24 protein-coding genes and 1 pseudogene are annotated in these 23,899 nt (G+C 46.7%); 9 read left to right on the top strand and 16 right to left on the bottom strand.

All coding sequences use genetic code 11. The features are described from left to right. Positions 1–263 precede the first annotated feature (263 nt). Entirely contained in the window at positions 264–839 is a 576-nt protein-coding gene (locus tag FF52_RS06095) for a hypothetical protein (RefSeq protein WP_008463835.1), read from the top strand. A gap of 171 nt (positions 840–1,010) precedes the next feature. Here FF52_RS06095 and traN read toward each other — a convergent pair whose 3' ends face one another. The 8 genes and pseudogenes from traN to FF52_RS06055 form a co-directional block, all read right to left on the bottom strand. Then, positions 1,011–1,871: a conjugative transposon protein TraN gene (traN, locus tag FF52_RS06090; protein WP_008463834.1), complete on the bottom strand. Its 861-nt coding sequence runs from the start codon at positions 1,869–1,871 to the stop codon at positions 1,011–1,013. A gap of 19 nt (positions 1,872–1,890) precedes the next feature. Beyond that, positions 1,891–3,213 (bottom strand): conjugative transposon protein TraM, encoded by a 1,323-nt coding sequence (gene traM, locus FF52_RS06085; RefSeq protein ID WP_008463833.1) that lies wholly within the window; start codon positions 3,211–3,213, stop codon positions 1,891–1,893. 3 nt (positions 3,214–3,216) lie between these two features. Further along, positions 3,217–3,483, bottom strand: a complete 267-nt coding sequence (locus FF52_RS06080) for a hypothetical protein (protein ID WP_008463832.1) — start codon at positions 3,481–3,483, stop codon at positions 3,217–3,219. 20 nt (positions 3,484–3,503) lie between these two features. Beyond that, positions 3,504–3,941 (bottom strand): hypothetical protein, encoded by a 438-nt coding sequence (locus tag FF52_RS06075; protein WP_035690998.1) that lies wholly within the window; start codon positions 3,939–3,941, stop codon positions 3,504–3,506. A gap of 11 nt (positions 3,942–3,952) precedes the next feature. Continuing rightward, positions 3,953–4,576: a conjugative transposon protein TraK gene (traK, locus tag FF52_RS23385; protein WP_008463830.1), complete on the bottom strand. Its 624-nt coding sequence runs from the start codon at positions 4,574–4,576 to the stop codon at positions 3,953–3,955. A gap of 21 nt (positions 4,577–4,597) precedes the next feature. Beyond that, positions 4,598–5,596 carry a conjugative transposon protein TraJ gene (traJ, locus tag FF52_RS06065; RefSeq protein ID WP_008463829.1) on the bottom strand — a complete coding sequence of 333 codons (999 nt, stop codon included), beginning with the start codon at positions 5,594–5,596 and terminating at the stop codon, positions 4,598–4,600. A 2-nt stretch (positions 5,597–5,598) separates the two neighbouring features. Beyond that, entirely contained in the window at positions 5,599–6,231 is a 633-nt protein-coding gene (locus FF52_RS06060; protein WP_008463828.1) for a DUF4141 domain-containing protein, read from the bottom strand. Positions 6,232–6,248: 17 nt separating this feature from the next. Beyond that, positions 6,249–6,716 (bottom strand): annotated as a pseudogene (locus tag FF52_RS06055) (TraG family conjugative transposon ATPase); the annotation flags it as partial. A 5-nt stretch (positions 6,717–6,721) separates the two neighbouring features. On the opposite strand from FF52_RS06055, the gene FF52_RS23380 reads away from it, so the two are divergent. After that, complete coding sequence (locus FF52_RS23380; RefSeq protein ID WP_083847500.1) at positions 6,722–7,213, top strand: alpha/beta hydrolase family protein; 492 nt, start codon at positions 6,722–6,724, stop codon at positions 7,211–7,213. A gap of 65 nt (positions 7,214–7,278) precedes the next feature. On the opposite strand, the gene FF52_RS06045 is transcribed toward FF52_RS23380, so the two are convergent. Together FF52_RS06045 and FF52_RS06040 are read right to left on the bottom strand one after the other, a co-directional pair. Then, complete coding sequence (locus FF52_RS06045) at positions 7,279–7,572, bottom strand: DUF6520 family protein (RefSeq protein ID WP_008463825.1); 294 nt, start codon at positions 7,570–7,572, stop codon at positions 7,279–7,281. Positions 7,573–7,661: 89 nt separating this feature from the next. Further along, a complete protein-coding gene (locus FF52_RS06040) occupies positions 7,662–9,173 on the bottom strand; it encodes a MauE/DoxX family redox-associated membrane protein (protein WP_008463824.1) in 1,512 nt (503 codons plus the stop codon). A gap of 371 nt (positions 9,174–9,544) precedes the next feature. Here FF52_RS06040 and FF52_RS06035 point away from each other — a divergent pair, with 371 nt between their 5' ends. Then, positions 9,545–9,841 (top strand): DUF6965 family protein, encoded by a 297-nt coding sequence (locus FF52_RS06035; RefSeq protein WP_008463822.1) that lies wholly within the window; start codon positions 9,545–9,547, stop codon positions 9,839–9,841. Positions 9,842–9,918: 77 nt separating this feature from the next. Here the strand turns inward: FF52_RS06035 and FF52_RS06030 are convergent, their stop codons facing one another. Further along, positions 9,919–10,152 carry a response regulator gene (locus FF52_RS06030; RefSeq protein WP_008463821.1) on the bottom strand — a complete coding sequence of 78 codons (234 nt, stop codon included), beginning with the start codon at positions 10,150–10,152 and terminating at the stop codon, positions 9,919–9,921. On the opposite strand from FF52_RS06030, the gene FF52_RS23740 reads away from it, so the two are divergent. Both FF52_RS23740 and FF52_RS06020 read left to right on the top strand, forming a co-directional pair. Next, positions 10,151–10,534, top strand: a complete 384-nt coding sequence (locus tag FF52_RS23740; protein WP_008463819.1) for a hypothetical protein — start codon at positions 10,151–10,153, stop codon at positions 10,532–10,534. The genes FF52_RS06030 and FF52_RS23740 overlap by 2 nt on opposite strands. A gap of 4 nt (positions 10,535–10,538) precedes the next feature. Further along, positions 10,539–10,817: a hypothetical protein gene (locus FF52_RS06020; protein ID WP_123875688.1), complete on the top strand. Its 279-nt coding sequence runs from the start codon at positions 10,539–10,541 to the stop codon at positions 10,815–10,817. A gap of 64 nt (positions 10,818–10,881) precedes the next feature. On the opposite strand, the gene FF52_RS06015 is transcribed toward FF52_RS06020, so the two are convergent. Together FF52_RS06015 and FF52_RS06010 are read right to left on the bottom strand one after the other, a co-directional pair. Then, positions 10,882–16,002, bottom strand: coding sequence for an ATP-binding protein (locus tag FF52_RS06015; RefSeq protein ID WP_008463815.1), 5,121 nt, complete (start codon positions 16,000–16,002; stop codon positions 10,882–10,884). Continuing rightward, positions 15,999–17,045, bottom strand: a complete 1,047-nt coding sequence (locus FF52_RS06010) for an MBL fold metallo-hydrolase (protein ID WP_008463814.1) — start codon at positions 17,043–17,045, stop codon at positions 15,999–16,001. The genes FF52_RS06015 and FF52_RS06010 overlap by 4 nt, the downstream gene beginning before the upstream one ends. Before the next feature lie 337 nt (positions 17,046–17,382). On the opposite strand from FF52_RS06010, the gene FF52_RS06005 reads away from it, so the two are divergent. Then, a complete protein-coding gene (locus FF52_RS06005; protein WP_035690985.1) occupies positions 17,383–17,772 on the top strand; it encodes a hypothetical protein in 390 nt (129 codons plus the stop codon). A 51-nt stretch (positions 17,773–17,823) separates the two neighbouring features. Here the strand turns inward: FF52_RS06005 and FF52_RS06000 are convergent, their stop codons facing one another. The 3 genes from FF52_RS06000 to FF52_RS05990 all read right to left on the bottom strand — a co-directional run bounded on the left by FF52_RS06000 (position 17,824) and on the right by FF52_RS05990 (position 19,721). Continuing rightward, positions 17,824–18,069, bottom strand: coding sequence for a hypothetical protein (locus FF52_RS06000; RefSeq protein ID WP_008463813.1), 246 nt, complete (start codon positions 18,067–18,069; stop codon positions 17,824–17,826). A 187-nt stretch (positions 18,070–18,256) separates the two neighbouring features. Beyond that, entirely contained in the window at positions 18,257–19,519 is a 1,263-nt protein-coding gene (locus FF52_RS05995) for an NRAMP family divalent metal transporter (protein WP_008463812.1), read from the bottom strand. Beyond that, positions 19,506–19,721, bottom strand: coding sequence for a hypothetical protein (locus tag FF52_RS05990; RefSeq protein ID WP_008463811.1), 216 nt, complete (start codon positions 19,719–19,721; stop codon positions 19,506–19,508). The genes FF52_RS05995 and FF52_RS05990 overlap by 14 nt, the downstream gene beginning before the upstream one ends. Positions 19,722–20,590: 869 nt before the next feature. Here FF52_RS05990 and FF52_RS23375 point away from each other — a divergent pair. The 3 genes from FF52_RS23375 to FF52_RS23365 are packed head-to-tail and all read left to right on the top strand — an operon-like array spanning position 20,591 to position 23,685. Next, positions 20,591–21,490: a phosphatase PAP2 family protein gene (locus FF52_RS23375; protein WP_008463810.1), complete on the top strand. Its 900-nt coding sequence runs from the start codon at positions 20,591–20,593 to the stop codon at positions 21,488–21,490. Continuing rightward, the gene (eptA, locus tag FF52_RS23370; protein ID WP_008463809.1) at positions 21,477–22,997 is read left to right on the top strand and encodes a phosphoethanolamine--lipid A transferase EptA; all 1,521 of its coding nucleotides are present in this window, start codon (positions 21,477–21,479) and stop codon (positions 22,995–22,997) included. The genes FF52_RS23375 and eptA overlap by 14 nt, the downstream gene beginning before the upstream one ends. Positions 22,998–23,034: 37 nt before the next feature. Further along, entirely contained in the window at positions 23,035–23,685 is a 651-nt protein-coding gene (locus tag FF52_RS23365) for a DUF1345 domain-containing protein (RefSeq protein ID WP_008463808.1), read from the top strand. Positions 23,686–23,899 lie beyond the last annotated feature (214 nt).

Below are 23,899 nucleotides of genomic sequence, written 5' to 3'. Positions count from 1 at the left end.
ACTGGATATACTGGCTATAAGACTCATTATAATGAGCAAATTCCTTACATTCTGTTCAGATTCTAAAAAGGTTAAAGAAGAGGAGGCAGTCTCTTTTCTTGAATATACCATAAGGCTATTTAAAGCAAAATCTGCTCTCGCCCTTCTTCACTTAGATTATATTATACAAACATAGGAGAAGCAAAAGAAACCCCTTTAAACACGCCTATTATTATTTCAATCCAATTCCATCATTTTGTATATTTGAAATTATTCCATGGAAAATGAAAATAGACACTAAAGACCTCGTCGGAAAATCGGAGCGGTTTGCCCTTGATGTGGCGCAGCAGATATCACAAATTACGTTAGAACCGTTTCTGGAAACCTCATTCCACTGCTCGGAGTTCAGAAACAGTAAAGTGCTTGGGAAACATCTGCACAGGATTGCCAAAAGCGATTATCCGCTGATCTATGTCTTTGAAATCAAGTCCGCATCAAAGGTAAAGGCAATGCTGAAGGCATTTGAAGCTTATCATGCGCTGAACCTTCTCAAAACAAAAAACAGGGACAGGGTGAATCTTTCCAAGTATAATAAAAAAACCTCCACAATCCTTTATGTCGGCAGCTCGACAACCGATTTCCGCAAAAGGGTCAAGGACCATCTCGGAACCCAAAGCTCCCGCACCTATGCCATGCACCTCTGCAGATGGGACGGGGATGCGGATTACGAGGTGTCCATATCAGCCTATCAGGTAATTTCGCAAAGCAACCAGGCCATCGGGCGCTTCATTGTCGAGATCCTCGAACAGCAGCTCTGGGATGCTCTCCAGCCCGTATTCGGCAAACGCAGCGGTCTATAGATGCAGAAAAAATCATTAAAGCAAAACTTAATAATAAGACGCTTAAAATATTACAAAACAAACTATTGAAGTTTTACAAAACAAAAAACCGACCTATATGGCCGGTTTTATTTTGTCCGTCTGTTAAGGAATTTACGTCGGACCTGCACTTCTATCCTGCACGGATTTCCTCTATGGAGTATCCGGAAGACACGCCTTCAGAAGATCCGAATTTTTAATCTTCAGGGTCTGCTGCCTTCCTCCGTTCTTCTCGTATATCTCGATAAGCAGCAGCTTGCCGTCCGTAAGGGTGAAAAGGTCCAGTACGTATACGCAGCGCTCTGAGCCTCCGGCCTTGATCTCGCCAGCCGGCCTGTAGACGCGCAGAGGCGATATGGCTTTCTGCTGCACCGCAGTGCGTCTGGCCTTGTTCCTGTCGGCTATTTTGAAGTTCAGAAAATCGATCCTGTACGGCACATTGGTGCTGTTGTACAGGGCGATATGGAAATAGTATTTTCCATCATGGACATAGATCCCGTTCAGCCTGAATTCTGCTCCGGCATTCCTAGTCCTGATATGCCTTATCACCCGCTTATCATTGTCATAGATGCGCTTCATCACAGATTCCGCCGTGCTTGGGGAGCTTTCACCAAGCTCTTCAAAAAGGGTGCTTTGCGATCCTGCATTCCCATTCGCACCTATATTATAGCCCAGAATCTTCGGATTTGGATCATAGTGCACATCAAAACTGTAGAACCGGCCGTCGGTCGTAATGACCGAAAGATTGGTCTGCTGTTCAAAATCCCTTACAGCCGCCTTGACCCGGAGCACATTATTCGCATCCTCGGCCTTTGCAGCCATGAGCAGCCCGCTTCCAAGGTCGGCATAACGGATTTCCGACGGGAAAATCAGGTGCGAGGTCTTGTCATAGGTTATGCCTAACCGGCAGGCTTTGATCTCGTCCATAACCGGCAGGCTGCTCTGCGGAAAGCACAGCTGGACGCAGAGAACTGCAAGCACCGCCGTCCAGTATTTTTCATAATATCTTTTCATCTTTATATTCTTTTGATTGCTATTGTTTTTTGGAGACCAGAAAAAGCTGGTGCCCAGCCTTGAGCATTACCTTTGGCGTCTTTACCTTTTTGGAGAAATATCCTGATATCCCCTGCAGGACTCCCCTGCTGAGATCTGCGGCCACCTGCTGTCCTGCCGACTGGGTCAGCATCAGGCTCGTTGCGGACTGCTGTCCCATATTGCCCGCCATCTGCCCCGCAGCCGTCCTTTCCGCCGAATAAGGCACCAAAAGGCCCAGCTGGCCGTCCAGGTCAAAAGCGCTGATATCAACAGGCAGGATGGTTCCATTGAAGGCAATGGAGCTGATCTTCAGCTGCAGGCGCCCGCCCTGTATTTTCGCTGTGGCGGTGAGCACGCTCCCTTTCTCAAGGGTGCCGCCGGGTATGGCCGCCGGCTCCAGCAGGCGGAGCTTTACAGCGCTCTCTCCTGCCACGGACTGCGTCTGGTCCACGCAGGCCTTGATGCTGTTCCTGACAGGAACCTCCCGCTCTTTGGCATCCGCCGTGTAAAAAGACCGGGCATTCGGCCGCACGCCGCGTTCAGCATCCGCACCAGCATTCGCCATAGGGCGAAGAACCGATACGGCAGTTTTCCTCTCAGGTGCAGCTCCCGCAAAATAAGGCGCATCTGCAATTGAAGGCCTCTTGGCACGTGAAGACGAGTCAGCTCTCTGCAGCGGCTGGGCGGCAGGTGCAGAAGGCAGGTACTTCGCGGCCATCTGATACGACTTTTCCATAAGCGCCAGCTGTCCGTCTACCGTCACCGAAGGCGCAGCATCCCTCTGGGCAAGCTCCGATTTGAGCTCGGCAACCTCCCTGCGCAGCATATCAGCCTCACCACCGCTGTCCTGATAGAAGCTGCCAAGTGCGTTCTGTGCCTTTCGGTACGTGCCGAGCGCAGAATTTGTCTCCCTGGGTTCCTGTCCTGCCGTCTGCACCGCATTTGCAGATGAGGGGGACTCATCTGCCGTTACGCTGTCCTGTTTCCAATAATCCGCCAGCGTGGTAAGCGCTCTGCGCTTATCCTCCTGCTTCTGCTCGAGCATCTCCTGCTCATAGGCCTTTGCCTTGTCCGCCTGCATTTCATTGTCTGCGGCCTGCGGAACGATGTTATTGAGCCCGATGGCCTGCCCGCTCTCCTTCTCGGGCGAGGGCCTGAATATCAGATAAAGGCAACCTGCGCATACGATTCCCATCAGCCCAAATATGAGCGATTTCTTAAGCTTCTCCATTTTGCCGCTTTTTTCGTCCACACTGTCTGATTTTTCTTCAGCGCCATGCTCCCAAAGCATAACGCCTTCTTTTTTCTTATTTTCTTTCATATCTTAATCTTTTAATTTATTCATGCAGCCCTTTATTACCGCAGGACTTTCCTTTCCTGCTGGCGAAGGATCCTGAATATGTTCCAGTCTCAGGCAGCTTCTCGCCGCCTTGACATCACGGCATATATTCAAAAGGGCAATCGCCGTCAGAAGGACGTACGCGGCAAATAGATGAATGATCATCCTCCGCCGGCTCTTGGCCGGCATAGCGGTCCATTTTCGGTCTAGCTGCCCAAGCCAGCGGTCAATGCGTTCCTTTAAGTTTTCCATTTCCTGATATTATTAGCCGGTCACATTCTAAATCCCCTATTTGCCCGAGCCGTCTCCTGAGTATTCTTAACTGCCGCCCCGGCAATCAATTCCCTTCTGGTTGGAAAAGAATCTGAATTAAGATTGCAGAGCTTAAAACTCTTCAATATCTGGCCATACCGGTCAGTTTTTGTGATGTTCAGTTCGGCCGCGTCCAAATCAAATTTGCCATCCGCATATCCCACCCGGATATCGCACCTGATCTTATCCCTGTCCTGGCCATTCCATTCGAGATAGGTCGATAAATGAAGGGAATCTGCCGACCGCGGGGCATCCATTCCGTTTTTCCATTTCTCCAGAAATTCGCTGATGCTCTCCTTCATCCGGCCCGCACAGCAGCCCTCCGTGTGGAAATAGCCGTCATATCCTTTATCTGCAAGGATTTTTGCCATTTCATCAAGGTCAATCAAAACTTTCATATCTTCCTTTTTCACCGTTCAATGATCTGCATATCCTTATTTTCCAGCACTGCGAATTTTTCAATATTGAAGCCCTGCGGATTGCTGTCCGAGCGCACGGAATTAACCAGCAGACACGAGGTAACAAGGCTCCGCTGTGTCACATTGCTCGAACGTATGATGAATTCCCTGGCGTACGACCTAACCGAATACGGATAGGATTCGAAGCTGCACACCACGCTGTCAATCTCGATGCGCTGCTGCACATTGCCCGATATGATGCGGTTGTAATAGCCCTTCTCGGACAGGTCCTTGTAGTAGTCGAAGGCGCTTTTGTCGGCAAGGCTGAAGGCGCGCTTCATATTGCTTTCAATGGCGTCCTTGTCCGGAGCCAGCGTAAAGAAAAGCTCGTGGAAACGCCTCACATGCTCCCTTGCCTCGACGGGCCTGTTGACCGCCGCATCCTGCGACAGTGCCAGCATCAGGGATTTCCCGTTGTCCAGCACATAAATCTTCTCGCGCTGCCGATCGGCAAAACGGTAGGAATACCACAGGGCGGATCCCGTGATTCCCGTACAGAGCAGTGCAAAAACGATGGCGTAGAGCCTGATCTGCCGGAAACTGTTTTCTATGTTTCGTAATGTCTTGAATTCCATTTTCTTTGTTTTTATCGGTTGTCAGGATCTGCTGACCAGCCTTCCTGCTATATTTCCTGCGGCGGAACCCGCGCCCGCTCCGGCGATGTTCCCGGCTTTCATGGCCGTCTGGCTCACATTGCGCATGAAATTGCCTCCGCCTCCGGCCTGGATGATCCAGCCCGTCACGGTCGGCACCGTGAAATAGCCCACAATGCCTATGATCATGAAAATCACGTAGACGGTATTGGAGGTGTCGGGTATGAAAGCCGGGTCCGAAAGCATCTCGATGTCCCTTTCGATGATCAGCGACTGGATGCGCGCCAGCATGGAACTGAAAAGGTCCGCTACGGGAAGCCACAGATACACGCTGACATATCTGGTGATCCACTGGGTGAGCGTCGACTGGAAACCGTCCCAGACCGATATGGCAAAAGCAATCGGCCCAAGGATGGAAAGCACTATGAGGAAAAACGTCCTTATGGTGTCGATCACCAGCGCCGCGGCCTGGAAAAGCACCTCCAGAAAGTTCCGGAACCACTGCTTTATCATCTTTTCCATCTGATAGGCCTGCCGGTCCATATACATCCCCGCCATGGTCCCGATATCCGAGGGCGACCATCCCAGCTCGTCGAGCTTCTTCTCGAATTCCTCATCTGAAGCCATATAAGAGGTTTCGGGATTGCGGACCATCGCCTCATATTCCAGCTGGTCCTTCTGCTGCTGCAGCCTGTTAAGGTCAAGAACCTGTCCCTGCAGTATGCCGTGGGTTCCGCTGACTATCGGACTCAGCACCGCATTGATGCTTCCCAGAACGATGCTCGGGAAGAACATGATGCACAGGCCAAGCGCGAAGGGACGCAGCATCGGATAGACGTCAATGGGTTCCGCCCTTGCCAGCGCCTGCCAGACATGCAGTGCCACGTAGAACAGCGCTCCAAGCCCTGCCAGCCCCTTCGCAACCGCCGCCATATCCCCCGCAAGGGGCATCATGTCATCGTAAAGCGAGCGGAGCACCTCATGGAGATTATTGAACTCCATGCCTACCAGTATTTCTGGTTGGAGGTCCCGTACAGGTCAAGCACGCTTTTGGCGTCGTTCTTCTTTTTCGCCCTGAGATAGCTCACCGATATGTTCTTGTTGGTGTAGTATCGCACCAGGCTGTGGTATTCCTTGACTTCCTTGTAGATTCTGTTGATCAGGTCCATGCGCTCCTTGTCATTCAGCGACAGGCTCGATGTGCTCACGATCTGTTTGAGCTCCTTCAAAAGCTCGGTGCTTTCTCCCAGAAGCGCCGTATACCCATTCCCGATGGCGATGAGCTCCTGCGGCGTAAAATTGGGGTCATTGATCATCCTGCCGAAATTCTGCACGTAGATCTGCGATACATCTCCCACCAGAAGCACGGTCTGCTGCACCTTTCGCGCATCCTTCACCAGGTTGTTCACCGCCTGCAGCTTGTCGTAATACTCCTTTCCCTGATTGTAGACCTTCTGCACCTCCTTGAAGTTCTTCACTACATTGGAGACCGTCGAGGACGTCTGTATGATTTCATTGGCACTGTTGAGTATGCCCGAGGCCAGATTGGCCGGGTCTGTAACCACAAACTGCGCTTTTGCGCACGGCGCAGCGGCAAGCATGACTGCCGCAAACGCCATTGATAGCATTTTTTTCATTTTCTATAGATTTTGGATTATTGATTATTCTCGTTTTCCCTCTCCCATCTCAGCTTCGCAATATGCCTGATGGCTAGCTCGACGTTACCGTCCAGCTCTGCAGCCGCCTGCATGACCTCCATCTTTTCGGTTTCCTCGGTCGTGTAGGCCAGGTATTCCTCCAGGCTCACCTCGGTGGCATACACCGCGGACTGGGTTCCTCCCAGACCTATCCAGACTTCCTTGTAGAGACGAGAGGGACTGTTGTTCATATTGATCGAAAGCACCTGCGCCTTTTCCTTGTCGGTAAGTCCGAGCATCGCCTGTATGTCATCGAATTTGTTCATGTACTTGCGCTGGTCCAGAAGGATCTTGCAGTCGGAATTGTTGATGATGCTCTCCTTCACAATGGGAGATTTGATGATATCGTCCACTTCCTGGGTCACCACTATGGCCTCGCCGAAGAACTTGCGCACGGTCTTGAAAAGGTACTTTATGTACTCGGCCCGGGATTATTGGACATTCATTTGGAGGATATGAAACTGATTATATTATTACACAAACAGATCTTTTTGCCACAGCTGTTTCAGGTTCGGCTGTAACAGATCTATCCACCTTTTATCTATCAATTGGACCGGCAGTGGGGAAACCAGATATCTGGCGTTTTGAAAGTCAACAATTTCGAATGGGGAAATCACTTTTTGATGATCGTGATGGGTATAGGAAGAACTCGCCTATTGAACATGTTGAAAAGATTAGAACGCCATTACTCTCATGGACAGGAGACAGCGACCTTGAAGTAAAGTTAGATCAAAGCGTTGAATTTTTTCTGGCTTTGCGCCGCCTTGAAAAAAAACACATCATGTTAGTGTATCCTAAAGAAGGACACACTTTAAGAGACCATAGAAATCAAAAAGATCTTTCGGTTAGGTTAACTCAGTGGTTTGCCTATTTTTTAAAAAATGAACCACCAGCTCCATGGATCAATGAAGGATTAAAATAACAATAGTTAAATTAACAATGCAGTTCTTTCGAACTGCATTGCATTATTAAATATTAGAACCTGGCTTATTCAGGATCAACACGAAAAACTGTGCGACTACAAGATGTCTCATTTGGAAACATTGCCTTCGCTTCTGGACCAGAATCATCAAATTGGCGACAGATTTCATCTGTGGACTCTATTTGACAGGTTACTGCTAAGTCACATGGGCTGCCTCCATCATTGTTATCAACATATCCTGTAATATCGGTAGCCTCTAATTTATCGCTACTCTGCATTGAAACAGTTGAAAAAGCACCTGCGATACCCAAAACAAAAACAGCAAAGGGCATCATTCTTCTTGAAATTGTGGTTTTCATAACGTATTATTTTTTAAAAAGTTAAATGATCTACTTTTTTTTACAGGTTTTCGATCTAATTCCTGATACATGCGCAAGTATATTTTTAATTAAGCTTCAGGAGCTTTTAAATATTTTTTGTTTACTTCATTACTAAATTTATAGATAGCTAGTTTTGTACCTATTAAAACAAAGATTTTACCATGAACAACATAAAAGTTGCGAAGCTTTTTACCATTCAAGCGATCAATTGTAAAACTAAATACGTAAGACCTTTTTTTTAAATCGTAGACGTCAATAACAGACTGCAATTCCCATTTTTGTCTTCCTTCAAATCTGCCTGGGACATTTGAGTTTACATATAGAAAAGTTTCATTTACACTGCTTGATCTGTTTACTGTAATTGCTGGAGCAGACATTACTCGTTCTGATTTTCCTTTTAAATAAGCAACTTTTATTTTGGCATGCGAATTGGTGTCGATAGTATGACTTCTAAAGTTTAATTTTCCTTCCCTATCTGCTACTAAATATTCATTTCTATATGAGTACAAGTATATAATGCTATTCAACTCTTGACTGAAATGCAGCATGCCGTCCGTATCAAAAATTCCGTCGATTTGCTTCTGGAGCAAATGAGGACTTATTATTGTTCTACTGTTTTTTCCCCATCGGTAAGTTCCTATGACATTATTCCGCGTTTTTGAACTCATTCCCCTAAAAACAACCAAAGTACTGTCGGCAGGATATGCAATGTTAAAATACGGAGGGGTGGTGGCCAATTGCAGGGCTTTCCACTCAGATGTTTTACCCTGGAATATGACAGGGACAACCCCGTCCAAAACATAAAAGAATGGAGGGCGGACTGCTATTCTGACCGATTTGAAGTCAAAACGTTCCCTGTCTAGCCTTATTCTTATTTTCTTCTGTTCCATCTGGCTACTAATGGAAAGAAGGCTGAAAGGTGCCGTTGAATTTCCGAGATACAGATTTCCCTCTCCGTAGCCTGCGAAATAATAGGAGTTGTATTTTAAATCTATGGTTTTTTCTATTGAAACAGGATGATGCGGGTAGCGTCTTATAAACGGGTTCTGATAATGCATAATTTTTTCAGAAGCAAGAAACAGAACTGCTACTGCACCACTTCCTGAAATAAAGATCAAAGAAAGAATTACTGAATTGGAAATTTTTGAAAACAACCTGTTATGGTCGGGATATACTGTAATAGCCAAGGCGGCAAGCAGAACAAAAACGATATTGAATGCCAAATGCGTCCCCCAGCTCATTTTTTCCAAAATCCCGCCACAGGAACATGGCACAAAAGAACTGTAATTAAGAATTATAAAAATATATGCACTGAACATCGTCATCAGACAGAAACCTGCGTAAAGCCCGATTTTCCTGCTTCCAGGAAAAACCAGCATTAGAGCAATTCCTAATTCACTTATAATAACTCCCCAGGAAACAGGAACAGCAAATGCACTAAGAAGGGGAGATTGTCCAAGCTGCACCTGAAAATTCTCAAAATCAATAATTTTGCTTACAGAAGCATAGACGAAAAGAAGTATATAAAGCAGGCAGATGGCTTCAACTATTGCACTTTTAAAAGAATCTGATATTTTCATGTCCTATATTTTTTTCTACTACATCATTAATTTCGTCAATAGACAGTTTTTCTGCCGATGGAAAACGATTTAGTTTGCAGTATAATTTCAAAGTGCCAAATTAGATCAAATGCTTTGAGTGATTATTATGAAAATTCATCCATTATTTATAAAAAATGGTCTATTTTTCCTATAAGTATTTTTTTTCTGCCTCTTCACTGCTAGGTCTTAAAGAAATATTCTTAAGGCATTAAAAGGGGACAGATTTTTAGCAAACCGCATGCAATTGGTTATCAAAACGTTGCTGGAAAAGCGGATGAATCCTCAGCATATCAAGCGCCATACTCCCGTCCATCCCTTGTAAGAGCGCGGATTTTGCCTAAATTTGCGGCATGAACCACGAAGAAATAAAACGCTATTTTGAAAGCAATCCACCGCCCAAGGAACTAAGACTGACCGAATGGGCAAATATTACCGATACGCAGGTTTTTCTCAGGAGCTGCTACAGCACCATCAGAAACTTCAGCGGACCTGTGGACCGCTGTCCTGCATGGTGGCATCTCAGGGATTTTTATATCCTAATGAAAAAAACCGCCGCACCTCAGGCTCAATCCCGGGAAGCGGCTGCGGAGAATATTCAGGAAGACGTATCTGATCAGGCACTTTCAGAAGAAGAAGCCGCTCTGTAAAACCGGCTTTAATTTATAAAATAACAGCCCTGCAATGTGAACTGCAGGGCTGTATTTTTTTTATGATAAACGCCATCTCAAACCAGAAGGAACTCTGCCCTGTTTCTTCCTGCAATGCTCCAGTCCATATCCATTACGTTCTGCAGAAGGTCTTTAAGGGCCTGGAAGGTGCTGGGCTTCACGGCATAATAATCAGCTCCCAGTTCATAGGAGCGCTGTATGTTTTCAGCATTGCTGCTGGTGGAAAGCATGATCACTTTTACGCCGCTGCGTATCTGCTCCAGGCATTCAAAACCGTTTTTGCCCGGCATGTTGATATCCAGAAAGATAATCTCGTGCAGTTCGAAACCGGGCTATGGCAAAATGGTTGAAACCACTTATAATCTAAATTCAGGGGCAGCTAAGCGGATCATGAGCTCGGACACCGCTTCTGCAGATTACATTGAAGTTGAAAAACAAGGAAATATTTTTATATTTGAAAACACACATAATTCCATTTTTAAGGTTTCAAAAAATCCTTCCAAAATTGAAATTATTGATGCTCAGGACAAAACCTCCACCTACATGGAAGAAAGAGGCTATAAGATCACAGCTAAAAAAAACAGAGATACTTTAATTATCCGTTTTTTCCCAACCAGATCTACGCCGGCATCGGTATTTAAATTTGGAATTGAATATAAATTTTACAAGTAATGCCATGAATGAACTAATCTGCCACTTTTTATCCACGCTTACTGATCAGGAGATTGTAAATCTGTTTAATGGATGCATCTCGGCTCCGAATCCTGATAATGCATATGCCTTAATTTATAATTCAGCAGACCCGCAGTTTTATTTTACGGATACCTTCAATGAAGACGTTAAGCCAAATTCCCATTATATTTTAGTTGGACTGTTTTATCTCCATGAGATTAACGACCTGTCTGCACTAAAGGCAAAGGTACAGTCATTAAAGACAAAATGGTGCGGTTCATAAATACCGTGAATCTTTTTTATCTTTTCTGTGTTTTTTTCCGAGTTACTGAAACATGTCACCAATTTTACGCCAGGCCTTTTGAAGATATGAAATCTTCACGGATTATATAAGCTGTAGAAGAAGCGCTCTGATCTATCAGCTTGTCCAGCAGCGCAATAAAATCATTCCTTAATCTGGCGGTTGCCGTGATTTCTCTTCTCATGCGGCCGTCATAATAGGTCTGGATAATAATTTTTTCAAGATAAAAATCCCAGCCTTTATTTCCGGGCCACTCTTTTTTAATGCGTTCAGCCAGCCAGCTGACAGCGTCAGGCATTAATTCCTCAAATCCAATGCCGGCAGTTAATCTTCCCGAAGATTCAAGGTCTCCCCCCTGGAGTATAAAAGTTTCAAAAAAATGCTTTTTATTTTTTAGGGGATTCCAATCCAACTGCGTTAAGAACAGTATGCGATGGTTAAAAAGAAAGGCTTTATCAAAAATAAACATCTTAGCCGTTAAAATCTTATGGCTTAAATAACTCCATAAAATCCAGAAATTTGCCGCTTTGGATTCATCATTTAAAAACTGGTTTACCACTTCCTCCAGGCACTTAACGGTAAATTCATATTTTTTATTGGAATACAAGATTTTTACGCCATCTGCATAAGCCCAGTCAATTAATGCTTTAAAGTTCTCAATTGCAGTATCCTCAGGCTGGCTGAGTAAAAACAGTGCAAATTTTTCTTGAAAAAACTGCTGCAGGGAATGATGGATCGTGTCGTCATATGGATCGGAATCTTTTGCAAAGGTTTCAAAAATGAAATTCAAGACATTCTTGAAATAGTCCCGCAGGATTTTGAGTTCTGTTTCAGCCGGCACCAGTTTCAAGGCTTCAAACAGCCAGTCCCCTGCATTTGACTGATATTCGGGAATTGCAATCTCCACTGGGGTTTCCTCTTCAGCGACCCTATTCATAATGGCATCAAAACCGGCGCTGTATTGTTTAAGGGCATCGTTGTATTTGATATGCCCCGCAATGCGGCCTTTGGGTTTATAATGCGGATTTATTTTTAACCTTATTCTATAATGCGCTGTTTTTATAATGGAAAAGAAATTTCTTTTATAAGATTTATATCCGCTTAAATGCTCCAGCCTGTGCTTAAGGTGCGAGAATTTTGAATACTCCACAATGCAGTAGATGCAGTTTAATACAAAACCGGGATCATGCTTCCATAGGCAGCTGTTAATTGACGCTCTCAGGGAATTATGCTCGGATCTCTGGTGAAAATGCGTTAAGTAATAAAGAATATTCTGCTTGTAAATCTTTTTTTCCCTCTCATCCGACTTGAGCATCAAAATTGGAACAACAGAAAAGGCAGCATCTGTTTCATACACCGTGTATTTGGAATTCATGAAATCCAGCAGCCTATTTTCGAAGAGTTCGTATTTAAACAGCTCGTTTACTTTTGTTTCACACCATTCACTTTCTGCTGCGCTTAATGATGAATAGAAATCCCTTATTCCAATTGCTGCCACCAGCACAGGCTGCTTATGCCGCCCGGCGATGTTTATATTATCTTGGGCATCCACAGAGATTTTGTGAAACTCCGACCATTTTTCATAACTGTCCTCTTCAGCGGTTTCATGCTTTAATTTCTGCATGCACCAGTGGGCGGCATATAATACCAGATGGTTCGCCTCCTCCTTTGTCTTATTTTCCTCGACAACCTTTTGTAAGTCATCTTCCAGTTCTGTTTCTAATAGAAATCCGTTTTCAACCTCTTTTACTATTCTAAATTTTCTGCGGTCGATGCGCGCAAGTGCAAAACGCCAGTTTTGGTCTGTCGGGCTTTCCAGATAAAAATTATCTATTATCTCAAAGATTTCGGTTTGAAACTCTCCAAAACTCAGGTTCATAACCAGATCTTCAATGCTTTTGCTTCTATGCTTAAGTGTTTGGAAGTTCTGCAGCTGCAAATGGCGCAGCTGTCGGTGCTTTTTATAGCTCAGCGGACTGTAGGCTTCTGATTCTTTAAGGCACCTGTGGAAATCCAGATGATAAATCTCCCTTATTTTCAGTAAAGGAAAAATTCTTCTACCGGCAAGATCCATATGCTCATTAGCGACACTTATAAGCACTGCCGACCCCATGACGCTGTTGCATCTGGTTAAAAAAGCCTCAAAGGTGTAGTCCCAGGAAGCCTTTAAAAATTTAGTGTACTGGTCATGCTTGTTCTCTTTTATATCCCGGCCGATCTGAAGCAGATAGCACTCGGCTGCCATTAGGCAGGATTTCAGAACATCGGGCGAATTAAAATAGGTTCCCCTGAACATCATCCATAATGAAGGGCTGGCATGCTGCTTAATCTCTCTTCCGTCGTCCATTATAACAGTTATCTGCGAACGATGGTCGGAAGGATGCAGAAATTCATTGTCCCGGCCGAAATCGGACTTGATATAGGAATCGGCAGCGTGATTAAACAGCTTCACTAAAAAATCTACAGTTGCAAAGGGAGAATACAGCAGAAGGTTCAATATAGGCGTTTCATAAGGGCTTCCAGGTGAATAATGCCTTTCTGTGCTCCTTCTGAAGCCGAAATCCTGCTCGCTGTGCATCATCGACCGGTGGTACGGCCCCAGGATGGACTGCCTCTTCATTTCTGCAATCTGCTCAGGAGTCGGCGGATAATAAAACCATTTGCTTTCTGCAATTTCAAGGACAAGTTCAGGAAAATTTTTGCATATTTTCTGCCCTTCGTACCCGTCAAGGGCATACTCTAAAATCTTGTCATACAGATTGCCGATTTCAAAATCAGCATCCCTGTTTTTATTTCTGAATGCATCCTCTATTAATGATTTCAATTGATCTTTGACAAAGTCAGAGAGACGGAAAAGCATTAATATTCCATTTTCAAGATTCTCAGTTTTAGCCCTTCCCTGGTCAGATGAGACGCCTGATGTAAAATTATTGTAAAACCATATTAAAATTTTAGCCGCATGCTCGGCCCCGGCAGGAAAAGGTCCGTTTTTTTTCAGGCCTTTCTCCCACTGCAGCAGCATTGACAGTATCAATCTCATCTGCGGCTGCAGCAGATTCAGGTTTAAGAAAATAAATTCAATGAGATTGGCCCATACTTCACCGTAGGGCACCAGATTGATATTGTGATATACCTGAGTCCTTTTGTCCACATCCAATGCGTTAAGGAGGGAAAAATCCGGCTTCTGGCACGAAACCCGAACTAAAAAAATTATCCTTATGAAATATTTAAACTGATCTAAAAATAGAAAATCCTTGTTTTCCCGCAGAAAATCACTGCTGTAATGCGACTGCATGACAGCAACTAATATTTCATCCTTCCAGTAGTTTTGGATTGCCGAACCGTTGAGGGTTGATTTTACGAGCCGGCCTGCAGATCCGTCCATTGCCTGTATTTTTTCTGATATCCAGATTCTGAAGGCTCGCCGGACTGCCGGAGAGGTTCCTATTGCATCATAAAAAGCGCCGTAATTGCCCTCTTCAGCAATGTATTGCAGATAATTGCTGTCAATATGCCTTGTCAGTGCCCAGTCCTCATAGATGTCATGAGCTGCCGCAAAGCTTCTTCTGTATACCGGTTCGGGATCAATAATATGGTCAGCGGTCAGCTCGTGAAGTATGTCGGCACGCGCGTGCCCAACAGTTGCATATGCGCTCATTGCCGAAGCCCTCTTCAGGGCAATTTCCATAAATGTCTCGCCGCGCAGCTGTCTTTTTAGCGGATCTGATTCCTTTTCGCGCCCTTCAATCACATATTCCCACATGATCTGTTTGAACCTAGCTTCAGTATCAATATCATCTTCTAACGAATTCTGAGGTAAGGACACTGCCTTATCCAGATTAAAGGGAATCTGGAGAACTTTCAAAAGGGATTTATTTTTTGCTAAGGTTCTCAGCATCGGATAGCTCTCAGCGATGCATTCCAGCTCCGCTCCATCAAGCGCAGGCACATCAAAATCGGGAAAAGCGGGAAACTGCCTTAAAAAACGGATTTTTAGATGCTCGGCCGCATAGCTCCTGCAGGTAAACACTAATGTAATATCCTCTCTTCTAAAAAGCAGTTCAAAAAAATCCAATATCGTCTCAGCATTATCCGTTTCAAGTATTTTTTCGATGCTGTCTATAAGGAAAATTTTCTTTTTAGCGAATAGCGGGGAATCAAGAACCTCTGAAAGGGATATGCCGAAGCAGAAAGGCTTATCTGCAAATATCTCTTCGATGCTTTTTTTGTCCAGCTGCTCACCCTGAAAAGCAAATATTTCAAAATCATTTTTTAATCCATCCAAAATCTTCTTAACCATCGCTGATTTTCCGCTTCCCGGCTTTCCTGTAAATATTGCCAGCTTGCCGTTTCTTATAACTTCCAAAGCAGCTGCTGAAATTTCGGTCCTAGGCAGGTTGACTTTGCCGACGCTGTCTCGTATTCTTGAAAGCACCCTGAAAGAATTTTCATTAAGCTTTTCAGCTGCTTCAAGCACGGTAGGGTCTGTCTCTATCTGCAGCAATGATAAAAGGGGCAGCGATCTTGATGCCAGAAGATTATTTACCAGAGAAAGATCGATCCCCAATATCCTTTTATTTTTTGTCTCATAGGCAAGAAATAGGCCGCAGCAGAAATATCTGCCATTCAATTTGACAAATACCGGACTTCCGGAATAGCCTTCCACAAGGTTGTCGTCATTGTATTCCCCGGTCAGGGGATCCGATACTTCAATCTGTATCTGCCTTTCGTAATCTCTATCCTTAAGGGGCTTCAAATGGTGCAGTGTTCTTTTTAATTTATTAAGAACCACTTTGGGGAAACCGGTTATCTCAAGTTCATGGCCTTTAGCCGGAACAAGGCAGATTCCAGGACATCTATCATAGTCAAGCGATACGGGAAGGAACTGCTTTTTGATTACCAGTACGCCTAAATCTTCAGTTGCATTATTTTCGCCAAATAATATTACATCCCCTTCCTGCAGCTTATATTCAGACCATCCATTATCAGTAAGAAATCCGACTGACAGCTCATCGTATTCCCATGGAATCCCATTATCCCCAACAAGGGCGTGTCTTGCCGTAAGCACATAGGCCTCTTCCGATTGGCCGGCCGGCGAATATAGAAGTCCGCTGCCGAATCCCTGGGGATTTTCAATTCTTACTATAAAATCTTTTTCTGCTGTCATCCTATTTCAAAGTGGAGGTGGCTGTTTCCCGGCGTGGGAAATGTTAGATTAATATTAAACTCTGGATCTGCTTTAAAAATGTTCCTTGTAAGTTCATTTTCCTGCGTTATAAAAAATTTGATATTTTTATCGGGATTGGCGCGAAGCACTTTCACTAAAGTTTCCTTGTTGGGAAGATTTGACCGGTTGTATCCATCTGCTGAAATAATGTAATTTTCGCAGTCAACCAGCTCCAAAAGAGCATTGCTTGTATTGTACCTGCTTCCGTGATGCGGAATCTGCATATGCTTCAGCTTAATCTTTTCTTCCCCGAATCTTCTTTTAATGGCTGAAGCAAGAACATCAGGGTGGCTGTCGGCAGTGAACAGGAACGATTCGCCGTTGAACTGCAGCATAAAGCTGATGCTTGATCCGTTTTCCACAGATGCATCCTTCACTTCTCTTGAAGTATCGAAATCCTCAATTCTTCTGCCGTAGTCATTACTTCTTATGCTTTTTAAAGATGAAGGCTCCCTATCCCTCATTTTCACTTCCTCATTTCTCCACAGCTTGAGAAGCGAGTTGTATCTTGCATTGTCGGGAGACAGGATAATCAATTTGGCTCCCCATAAATCAATCAGGGGGTGGCTGTCAGTTATGTCCTTTTTTACTTGAGAATAGGCTGCAAGGTACTCCCTAAGGGTAATTCCCTGCTTAACATTTTTTAGGTTATTGGTCCGGATGCCGGTGTCATAGTCCCAGATCGAATAATTGAACCAGAAAGTGGTTCTGGACAGATCCACGGCTTGCAGAAGGTCAGCATCTTTAAGAAGGCGCAGAATTCCCCCTATATGATCATCATCAATGTGGGTAATGATCCATATATCAATTATTTCTTTTCTGATGTTGACTATCTCATGCAGTCTCTTTCTGAGCCCTGTCTCATAAAGGCGGCCCTTCTCGCTGCCGCCGTCAATTAAGATGTTGTGCGTTTTATCATCAGTGCCTTTAAAATTAATATGGATGGCATCCGCACAGCCTGCATCCAGAAAATCAATGTTCATCAATGCGACAAAAGTTTTTAGTAAGATTTTTTATAAAATTACAATTATTTGCAGCATATGCAAGACTAAAAGTTCAGACCTGCCAGTCTGGTAATGGAATGCGATGCCCTGTATTGAAATTATGCTGAGCTTCCAATATTTCAGATCCTTTCGGGCTTCCTTCGCGATTTACTGAACGGCCCATTGTATTGCTCAGCCAGTCTTACCGCATCATCCTAAGTTTCTCCAATATTAAAGGCATTACTGTTTTGGCAGAATTGTTGATATCCAATAGCCTGTATGACAAGAGCAAAACCGGAGACACAATTTTTTTAACCCTGCCAAAAATTAATAGACCATGAAAACAGCAGTATTTTCCCTTATTATTTGTTTTATCGCCCTGACCGCACCGGCTCAAAGCCATACAGAGGCACCTTCTTATATTTCTCCTGACATGGGCATCGCCTACAGGCTTATTCCAACCCATTACATTTCCGCTTTCATTAAACTCGACACAAGAAATGGACAGCTCTGGCAGCTGCAGTGGGGCACCGATAAAAAGAAGTCCCTGCAGCCCCTTTCCCTGCAAAGCCTGGTTCCTGCCGGACAGGAAAAGAACGGAAGGTTCTTCCTCTATCCTACAGCCGATGCGTACACGTTTATCCTCGCAGACCAGCTCGATGGCCGCACTTGGCAGGTCACCTGGTCTGAAAAGGCCGAGAAGCGGGGGATTTCACCAATACCCTGAGCCTCCGAGGCAACGTGTTGAGGCAATGCTGCGGGGATTTTTTTTCCCTTGCTAGTCCGTCATGACGGCATCCAGCAGCCTTTCCCCACTGATGAAAGCCGCAATGTACTGCATCGCTTCTGCTGTCTTATCAGATGGCGTTTCAAAGGTATTGATATGGAACTCCTCGTCCAGATCCAGTATATGGATGATCTGGGTATATCCTTTTGAAATGAGGGTGCCTTTCAGCCTTATGACGCTGGACTGCTGCTGTGCATCCAGATCTTTCCTCACTTTGAGCCGTATCGTTTTTTCCATTGCAGAGATCTCTTTTTTTTTGTGGCAGATTGCCGTCCAAAAATAGCCATTTGCCCACACATTTCCAGCCGATGCGGTGTTAAAACTTACTTAAGGGTTCCGCAGCGCGGAGGCAGAAAAAAACCCGATGCCCCGCTGGGGCATCGGGCTTGTCCCCGTCCGCCGGGCCGCCTGATGGCGCATCCCCCTAGAAAAAAAGGAAGTAGAGCAGCGCAAAAGCCGCCGCCGACATGATGATAAGGGCAATGGCACCCAATGCGTTTGAAAGCATCGAATTGGTGTTTTCGCCCATTATTTTCCTATTGCTGCCGATATGCAGGACCACCGCAACCATCACCGGCGCAGTCAGCCCATAGCAGACCGCCGTGTAGAGCAGCGCCTGTATCGCGCTGATCCCGAAAAAGTCAAGCCCTACGCTGACCGCCAGCGAGAAGATTATGGAAATGTAAAACAGCCTGGCCTTATGGAATTTCTTATCAAGGCCCGTTTTCCAGCCGAAGGTCTCCGCCAGCATATAGGACTGCGAGCCCGCAAGAACCGGTATGGACAGAAATCCAGTCCCCAGAACGCCCGCCGCGAAGATAAGATAGGTCAGCCTGCCCGTCAGGGGCTCAAGGGCCGCCGCCGCCTGCGCCACCGTATCGATCCGGCGTATGCCGGCAGGATAAAGCACGCTTCCCGCAGTGAGTATGATAAAAAACATGACCAGATTGGAAAGCAGCATCCCCGCATTTACATCCTTTCTCATATCGGCCAGACTGCGCCTGCCCAAAGCGGGGTCCTGCCTGCCGTGGGCCGCATCCTCCGCTTCCATGGTGGCCTGCCAGAAGAAGAGGTAGGGCGAAATCGTCGTGCCGAATATGGCCACCAGTATCAGGATAAAATCCTTATTCAGGGCAATTGTCGGTATAAAGGCATTGCGTGCGACAGCCACCCAGTCCTGGTCCATCATAAAGGGCACCGCCATGTAAAGCAGCAGCGAAAGGCAGAGCCACTTTAGGATATTGGCGATCTTCCGATACGGAAAGGCGATGATTGCAGCTATCAGCACCGCCGTGATGCAGAGGCAGAAGGCCGGCACCGGCACAGCGGGGAAAATCATGTTTGCCACCGCAGCCATGCCTTCTATGTTGGCCCCGATGTTCAGGGTAATGGCGGGAAAGCTCATCAGCAGCACGCCGTAGAGCAGCCCCTTTGGATAATGCTCCCTGATGGTCAGGGTGAGGCCCCTGCCGGTAACCAGTCCGATCCTGGCGCACATTCCCTGGATGGCGGCCATCAGCGGGAAAGTCAGCAGCGCGGTCCATAAGGTCGCAAGGCCCGTCTGGGCGCCCGCCTGCGAATAGGTTGCGATTCCCGAAGGGTCGTCATCGCTGGCCCCCGTAATAAGGCCCGGACCAAGCGCTTTTGCCATTTCCTTTATTGCTGATGTTATTTTAGCGCTTCCCATTTCTGCTGCTTTTTTTAGATCTTCTATAGATGATGACAGCCGACAGCAGATACGCCAGGGTAACAATGGGAGTCATGATATTAAGGGCCTTCGCCGTTTCCGGGATTCCCCCTTCTGAAAAATAGAGCGCGGCATTCGAAGCGAGCGCAGCCGCCAGCAGCAGCATTGCCGCCGCATAGAGCGCTTTGGATATTTTCTGCATAATGTAATTCTAAAATTTTTGAAAAGCCAAACGGCATGCCCCTGCATCCGTCCATGGCTTGCGCTTTGCCGTCCTTATGGCGGCGGGCGGCGCATGGAAAGCGCAGAAATGGCGGCCGGGCTCAGACGCTGATGCGCGAGCCCCGCCTGCAGCGGTCTGGACGTGAATGGAAGTGCGGAAGCTGCAGCAGGTATGCGCAGATCCGCTCCTATGGCCCCTCTGAACCCTAGGAGGATAAAAAGCGGCCAGTCTGCGGAGGCTGCCAGATGGAGCAGCGGAAGGCGCAATAGGCTTTAGGCCTGATATAGCCTGCGCATGGGAAAGGTGACCAAGGCGGCACGGGAGCCTGCAGCGCAGCGGCAGGCGCAAGAGCCGGCATGCTGCGGCAGCACAGGCAGGTGCAGAACGGACAGCACGCATCGGCAGGCTGAAAACTGCCCGAAGCCATGCTCAAAGCGGGGTGCGCCCCACGCGAAGAGCCCGCTCCCTTCTCGCACGGAATGCTGGAAAGGGCGACTATGATCAGGGCCAGTATGCTGCAGATGAATTTCACGGAACTAAAATTAGCAAATTATGCCATGCGCACCCTTATATAATCTAAATTTTTCAATTATAAAATTCTCGGCCTCCATGCCTCCATTATCTGCCGCCTTTCCCGCGGCGCCGGAGATTATTTTTAAGAAAAAGCATAACCCGTAAAGCGCTGTATGCAAGCGAATTGAAGCGTGCAGGATTCCTCCCGCCGCTATTGGAGGGGCGAAAATTCAGGATGATTACAAAATTGGATTGTAAACTTTCGGCAAAAATAATCCGATATGTTTTGCCCTGGTTAAGCCAATGTAAAGCCATCATTAACTAAGTCCTAGACAATGCGCCAGCTATTCCTTGAAGATGCCGATGGGGGCATCCAGAAAATCAGGTCCGAAAAGGTGAATCCCTTGATGGATATTTATGTCTCATTCAATTTCTCCAGGCTGCGTCCATCGCTTTTCGTCCTGCCTGCGCTCCTGCTGCTGCTCATCGCCGCATTCCTGTTCATGCTTGATGCGCTGCGCGCGGAATCCTACATCATGGTCCAGCGGGAATATTTCTTCCTGCTCAATTCGGCCCTGTCCAGATATCCCGAAGTGCAGTACAATCTCACCGAAACCGGAAATGCGCTGGTGGTGGTTTCCCTGCTCAGCATTTTTGTGCTCCACGCCCCGAAAATATGGGAATGCCTTGCCTCCGCCCTCCTGGTTTCCTGCCTGCTTTCCAGCCTGCTGAAAAAAATCTTCCATGTCCCAAGGCCGGCGGCTTTTTATGATACCGGCAGCTTTACCATAATCGGAAAGGTCCTGTCCGGGCAGAGCAGCCTGCCGTCCGGGCACTCCATCACCATTTTTACGGCGCTTTCCCTCCTGATGTTTGCCTTCATGCCTGCAAGATTGAGGCACAGGATCTTATGGTGCGCGGCTTTTGTGGCCGCTGGAATCGCGCTCATCCTCACACGTGTGGCCGTGGGCGCCCATTACCCTATTGATGTTCTTATCGGGGGCATCTTGGGATACTGCTGCGCCCTTGCCGGAATTTTCATCTCCCTGCGCCTGCGCATCTGGAAATGGATAGGCTGCAGAAGATACTATCCCTTCTTCATCATTGGCTTTACGGTGTGCTGGCTTGCGCTGGCCGGAAAGATCCTGCAGGAGAACCTATTGGTATTTTACATCTCAATTGCCGCATTATCCGTATCTTTATTTAAAATAACCGCCGCATATGTTAAAAGGTAGTCTTCCGGCAGCCCGTCTGGCGGCTTTAGCAAGCCTGGCCAACTGCATATTTTTCCATATCCCCTTCTTCGCTTTTGTGGTCGGGAACCTCAATTACGCGGGATTCAGCGGCATGATGACCATAGCCAGCCTCATCCTGCTGATGCTTGTGCTGGATTTCCTGGTCTTCTATCTGCTGGTCTACCTTGCCGGACTTATCGGCAGAATTATCATTTCGCTTTTTTTTGCCCTCAGCGCGGCGGCCCTGTATTTTATCAATGCCTACAGCGTGATCATAGACGAAAGCATGATCGGGAATATCCTCAACACCAATTATGCGGAATCAAGCGCCTATTTTTCTATCACCCTGGCCCTCTATGTGCTCGTGCTCGGGATACTTCCCTCGGCGGCGCTCTTGAGGATCAGGACCGTAAAAGAGCCCCTTAAAAGGTTTGCAGCGCTCTGTTCGGGAAGCTTTCTCATTGCGCTTGCACTGGTTTTTATCAATTCTGCCGGCTGGCTTTGGATCGACAAGAATTCCAAAAAATTGGGAGGCCTGGCAATGCCTTGGTCCTATGCGGTCAACACCACTCTTTTCTACGTGCACCAGTATAAGAAAAACCAGAAGGAAATCCTTCTTCCCGATGCCCGCATCAGCAGCAGGAAGAAATCCATTGTGGTGCTGGTCATCGGGGAATCCGCAAGAAAGGCCAATTTCTCCCTGTACGGCTATCCGAAGAACACCAATCCGATGCTTGCAGACATAGAAAATGTGCACCCTTTGGACGCGGTTTCCGCCGCAACCTACACCACGGCCGGGGTAAAGGCGATCCTGGATTACAAAAAGACGGATGAGCTGTACGAAATACTGCCCAACTACCTCTTCCGGAACAATGTGGAGGTCATATGGAGGACCGCCAACTGGGGAGAGCCGCCGCTGCACATCAAAAATTACCAGGACAGGAAATACCTTGGCGCAGCCTGCAGGGGAAAAGCCTGCGGCTATGACGAAATCCTGCTGGCGCTTTTCAAAGAGCAGATACTGGCCAGCAGAAAAGACAAGATACTCCTGGTGCTGCATACCAGCACCAGCCACGGCCCGAATTACAGCGCCAAGTATCCGGCAGGCTTCCGGAAGTTCAGTCCGGTCTGTAGCAGCGTCGAGCTTGCCGACTGCTCAAAGCAGGAACTGATGAACGCCTACGACAATACGATAGTCTATACCGATTACCTGCTCAGCCGCGTGATCCAGAACCTGAAAGAGCTCAAGGAATTTGACAGCACCATGATTTTTGTTTCCGACCACGGAGAGTCCCTCGGGGAAAACAATCTCTACATGCACGGCCTTCCGATGAGCATTGCCCCGAAGGAGCAGTTCGAGATACCCTTTATTGTCTGGGCATCGCCCGGCTCAAAAAAGCTGAAGGCCAATAAAACGGTGACCCAGTACCATGTCTTTCACAGCGTGCTGAACTTTCTGGATGTGGAAAGCCCCATCTACGACGAAAATATGAACATTTACCGATAGGATCAACAACCGGCCTCGGCCATAAAAATAATTTCATATGAATGGAACAGTATTTATCAACCGGCTCAGCAACAGGTCAAGGCTGGCAATTTCCGCTTCGGCGGGGCTGCTCACGGCCCTTGTCCTTGAGATAGGAACCAGCAGGCCTTCGGTGCACATCATGGCGGTCTGGCTGGCTTTTTCGCTAACCCAGCTGTTTTTCTCCTGGTTCACCATATTCACCTGCCGTGTGGCCGAGCTCAAGAAGAACGCCAAAGACCAGGACTCGGGACGCGCTGTGCTGTCCCTGTTCATGCTACTTACAACGGCAGTAAGCCTTCTGGGCATAGTGCTGCTGTATGTTTCAGCCGACCAGAAGACTGGTTCCGAGCTGGCGCTGCACGTGGTGATGACGCTCTCATCGGTGGGAACTGCCTGGGCGGTGGTCCATACCACCTTTGCCTTCAAATACGCCAACCTCCACTATTCGCTCAACGGCCTTGATTTTCCCGGAAAAGGCGAACCTGACTATCTGGACTTTGTCTATTTCTCATTTGTGATCGGCACCACTTTCCAGGTATCGGATGTCGCCATACTGGACAGGAAGATAAGGAGGACCGCACTGGTGCACGGCGTGCTTTCCTTTATGTTCAACACCACCATACTGGCATTGAGCATCAATATTATTTCCAGCATGGTCCAGCGCTGAAAAATAAAGCCTTACAAGAACATTTATATGTTCCCAAACCGTGTTTTTTTTGATCTGATTCTCCCGGCATCCAGTTTTCATGGCTGGGGGAATCTTTATCAAAGCCCGGATAGGTTAAGGCAGTTTTTGAGGCAAAAAAACACGCTGCAGGCAAAAATTCAGAATTAATTCAAAATTGAGCCGTATTATTACAGACTGTAATATATAAACGGCC

This window comes from Flavobacterium sp. F52 (genome assembly GCF_000278705.1).
GTDB classification, from domain to species: Bacteria; Bacteroidota; Bacteroidia; order Flavobacteriales; family Flavobacteriaceae; genus Flavobacterium; species Flavobacterium anhuiense.
The sequence above is the reverse complement of the archived record's forward strand: the minus strand, read 5'-3'. Positions and strand labels throughout refer to the sequence as shown.

Bases quoted from the DNA above. Each gene is read 5' to 3' on its own strand.
- FF52_RS06095 (WP_008463835.1), top strand. From the start codon at position 264: ATGAAAATAGACACTAAAGACCTCGTCGGAAAATCGGAGCGGTTTGCC.
- traN (WP_008463834.1), bottom strand. From the start codon at position 1,871: ATGAAAAGATATTATGAAAAATACTGGACGGCGGTGCTTGCAGTTCTC.
- traM (WP_008463833.1), bottom strand. From the start codon at position 3,213: ATGAAAGAAAATAAGAAAAAAGAAGGCGTTATGCTTTGGGAGCATGGC.
- FF52_RS06080 (WP_008463832.1), bottom strand. From the start codon at position 3,483: ATGGAAAACTTAAAGGAACGCATTGACCGCTGGCTTGGGCAGCTAGAC.
- FF52_RS06075 (WP_035690998.1), bottom strand. From the start codon at position 3,941: ATGAAAGTTTTGATTGACCTTGATGAAATGGCAAAAATCCTTGCAGAT.
- traK (WP_008463830.1), bottom strand. From the start codon at position 4,576: ATGGAATTCAAGACATTACGAAACATAGAAAACAGTTTCCGGCAGATC.
- traJ (WP_008463829.1), bottom strand. From the start codon at position 5,596: ATGGAGTTCAATAATCTCCATGAGGTGCTCCGCTCGCTTTACGATGAC.
- FF52_RS06060 (WP_008463828.1), bottom strand. From the start codon at position 6,231: ATGAAAAAAATGCTATCAATGGCGTTTGCGGCAGTCATGCTTGCCGCT.
- FF52_RS06045 (WP_008463825.1), bottom strand. From the start codon at position 7,572: ATGAAAACCACAATTTCAAGAAGAATGATGCCCTTTGCTGTTTTTGTT.
- FF52_RS06040 (WP_008463824.1), bottom strand. From the start codon at position 9,173: ATGAAAATATCAGATTCTTTTAAAAGTGCAATAGTTGAAGCCATCTGC.
- FF52_RS06035 (WP_008463822.1), top strand. From the start codon at position 9,545: ATGAACCACGAAGAAATAAAACGCTATTTTGAAAGCAATCCACCGCCC.
- FF52_RS23740 (WP_008463819.1), top strand. From the start codon at position 10,151: ATGTTGATATCCAGAAAGATAATCTCGTGCAGTTCGAAACCGGGCTAT.
- FF52_RS06030 (WP_008463821.1), bottom strand. From the start codon at position 10,152: ATGCCGGGCAAAAACGGTTTTGAATGCCTGGAGCAGATACGCAGCGGC.
- FF52_RS06020 (WP_123875688.1), top strand. From the start codon at position 10,539: ATGAATGAACTAATCTGCCACTTTTTATCCACGCTTACTGATCAGGAG.
- FF52_RS06015 (WP_008463815.1), bottom strand. From the start codon at position 16,002: ATGACAGCAGAAAAAGATTTTATAGTAAGAATTGAAAATCCCCAGGGA.
- FF52_RS06010 (WP_008463814.1), bottom strand. From the start codon at position 17,045: ATGAACATTGATTTTCTGGATGCAGGCTGTGCGGATGCCATCCATATT.
- FF52_RS06005 (WP_035690985.1), top strand. From the start codon at position 17,383: ATGAAAACAGCAGTATTTTCCCTTATTATTTGTTTTATCGCCCTGACC.
- FF52_RS06000 (WP_008463813.1), bottom strand. From the start codon at position 18,069: ATGGAAAAAACGATACGGCTCAAAGTGAGGAAAGATCTGGATGCACAG.
- FF52_RS05995 (WP_008463812.1), bottom strand. From the start codon at position 19,519: ATGGGAAGCGCTAAAATAACATCAGCAATAAAGGAAATGGCAAAAGCG.
- FF52_RS05990 (WP_008463811.1), bottom strand. From the start codon at position 19,721: ATGCAGAAAATATCCAAAGCGCTCTATGCGGCGGCAATGCTGCTGCTG.
- FF52_RS23375 (WP_008463810.1), top strand. From the start codon at position 20,591: ATGCGCCAGCTATTCCTTGAAGATGCCGATGGGGGCATCCAGAAAATC.
- eptA (WP_008463809.1), top strand. From the start codon at position 21,477: ATGTTAAAAGGTAGTCTTCCGGCAGCCCGTCTGGCGGCTTTAGCAAGC.
- FF52_RS23365 (WP_008463808.1), top strand. From the start codon at position 23,035: ATGAATGGAACAGTATTTATCAACCGGCTCAGCAACAGGTCAAGGCTG.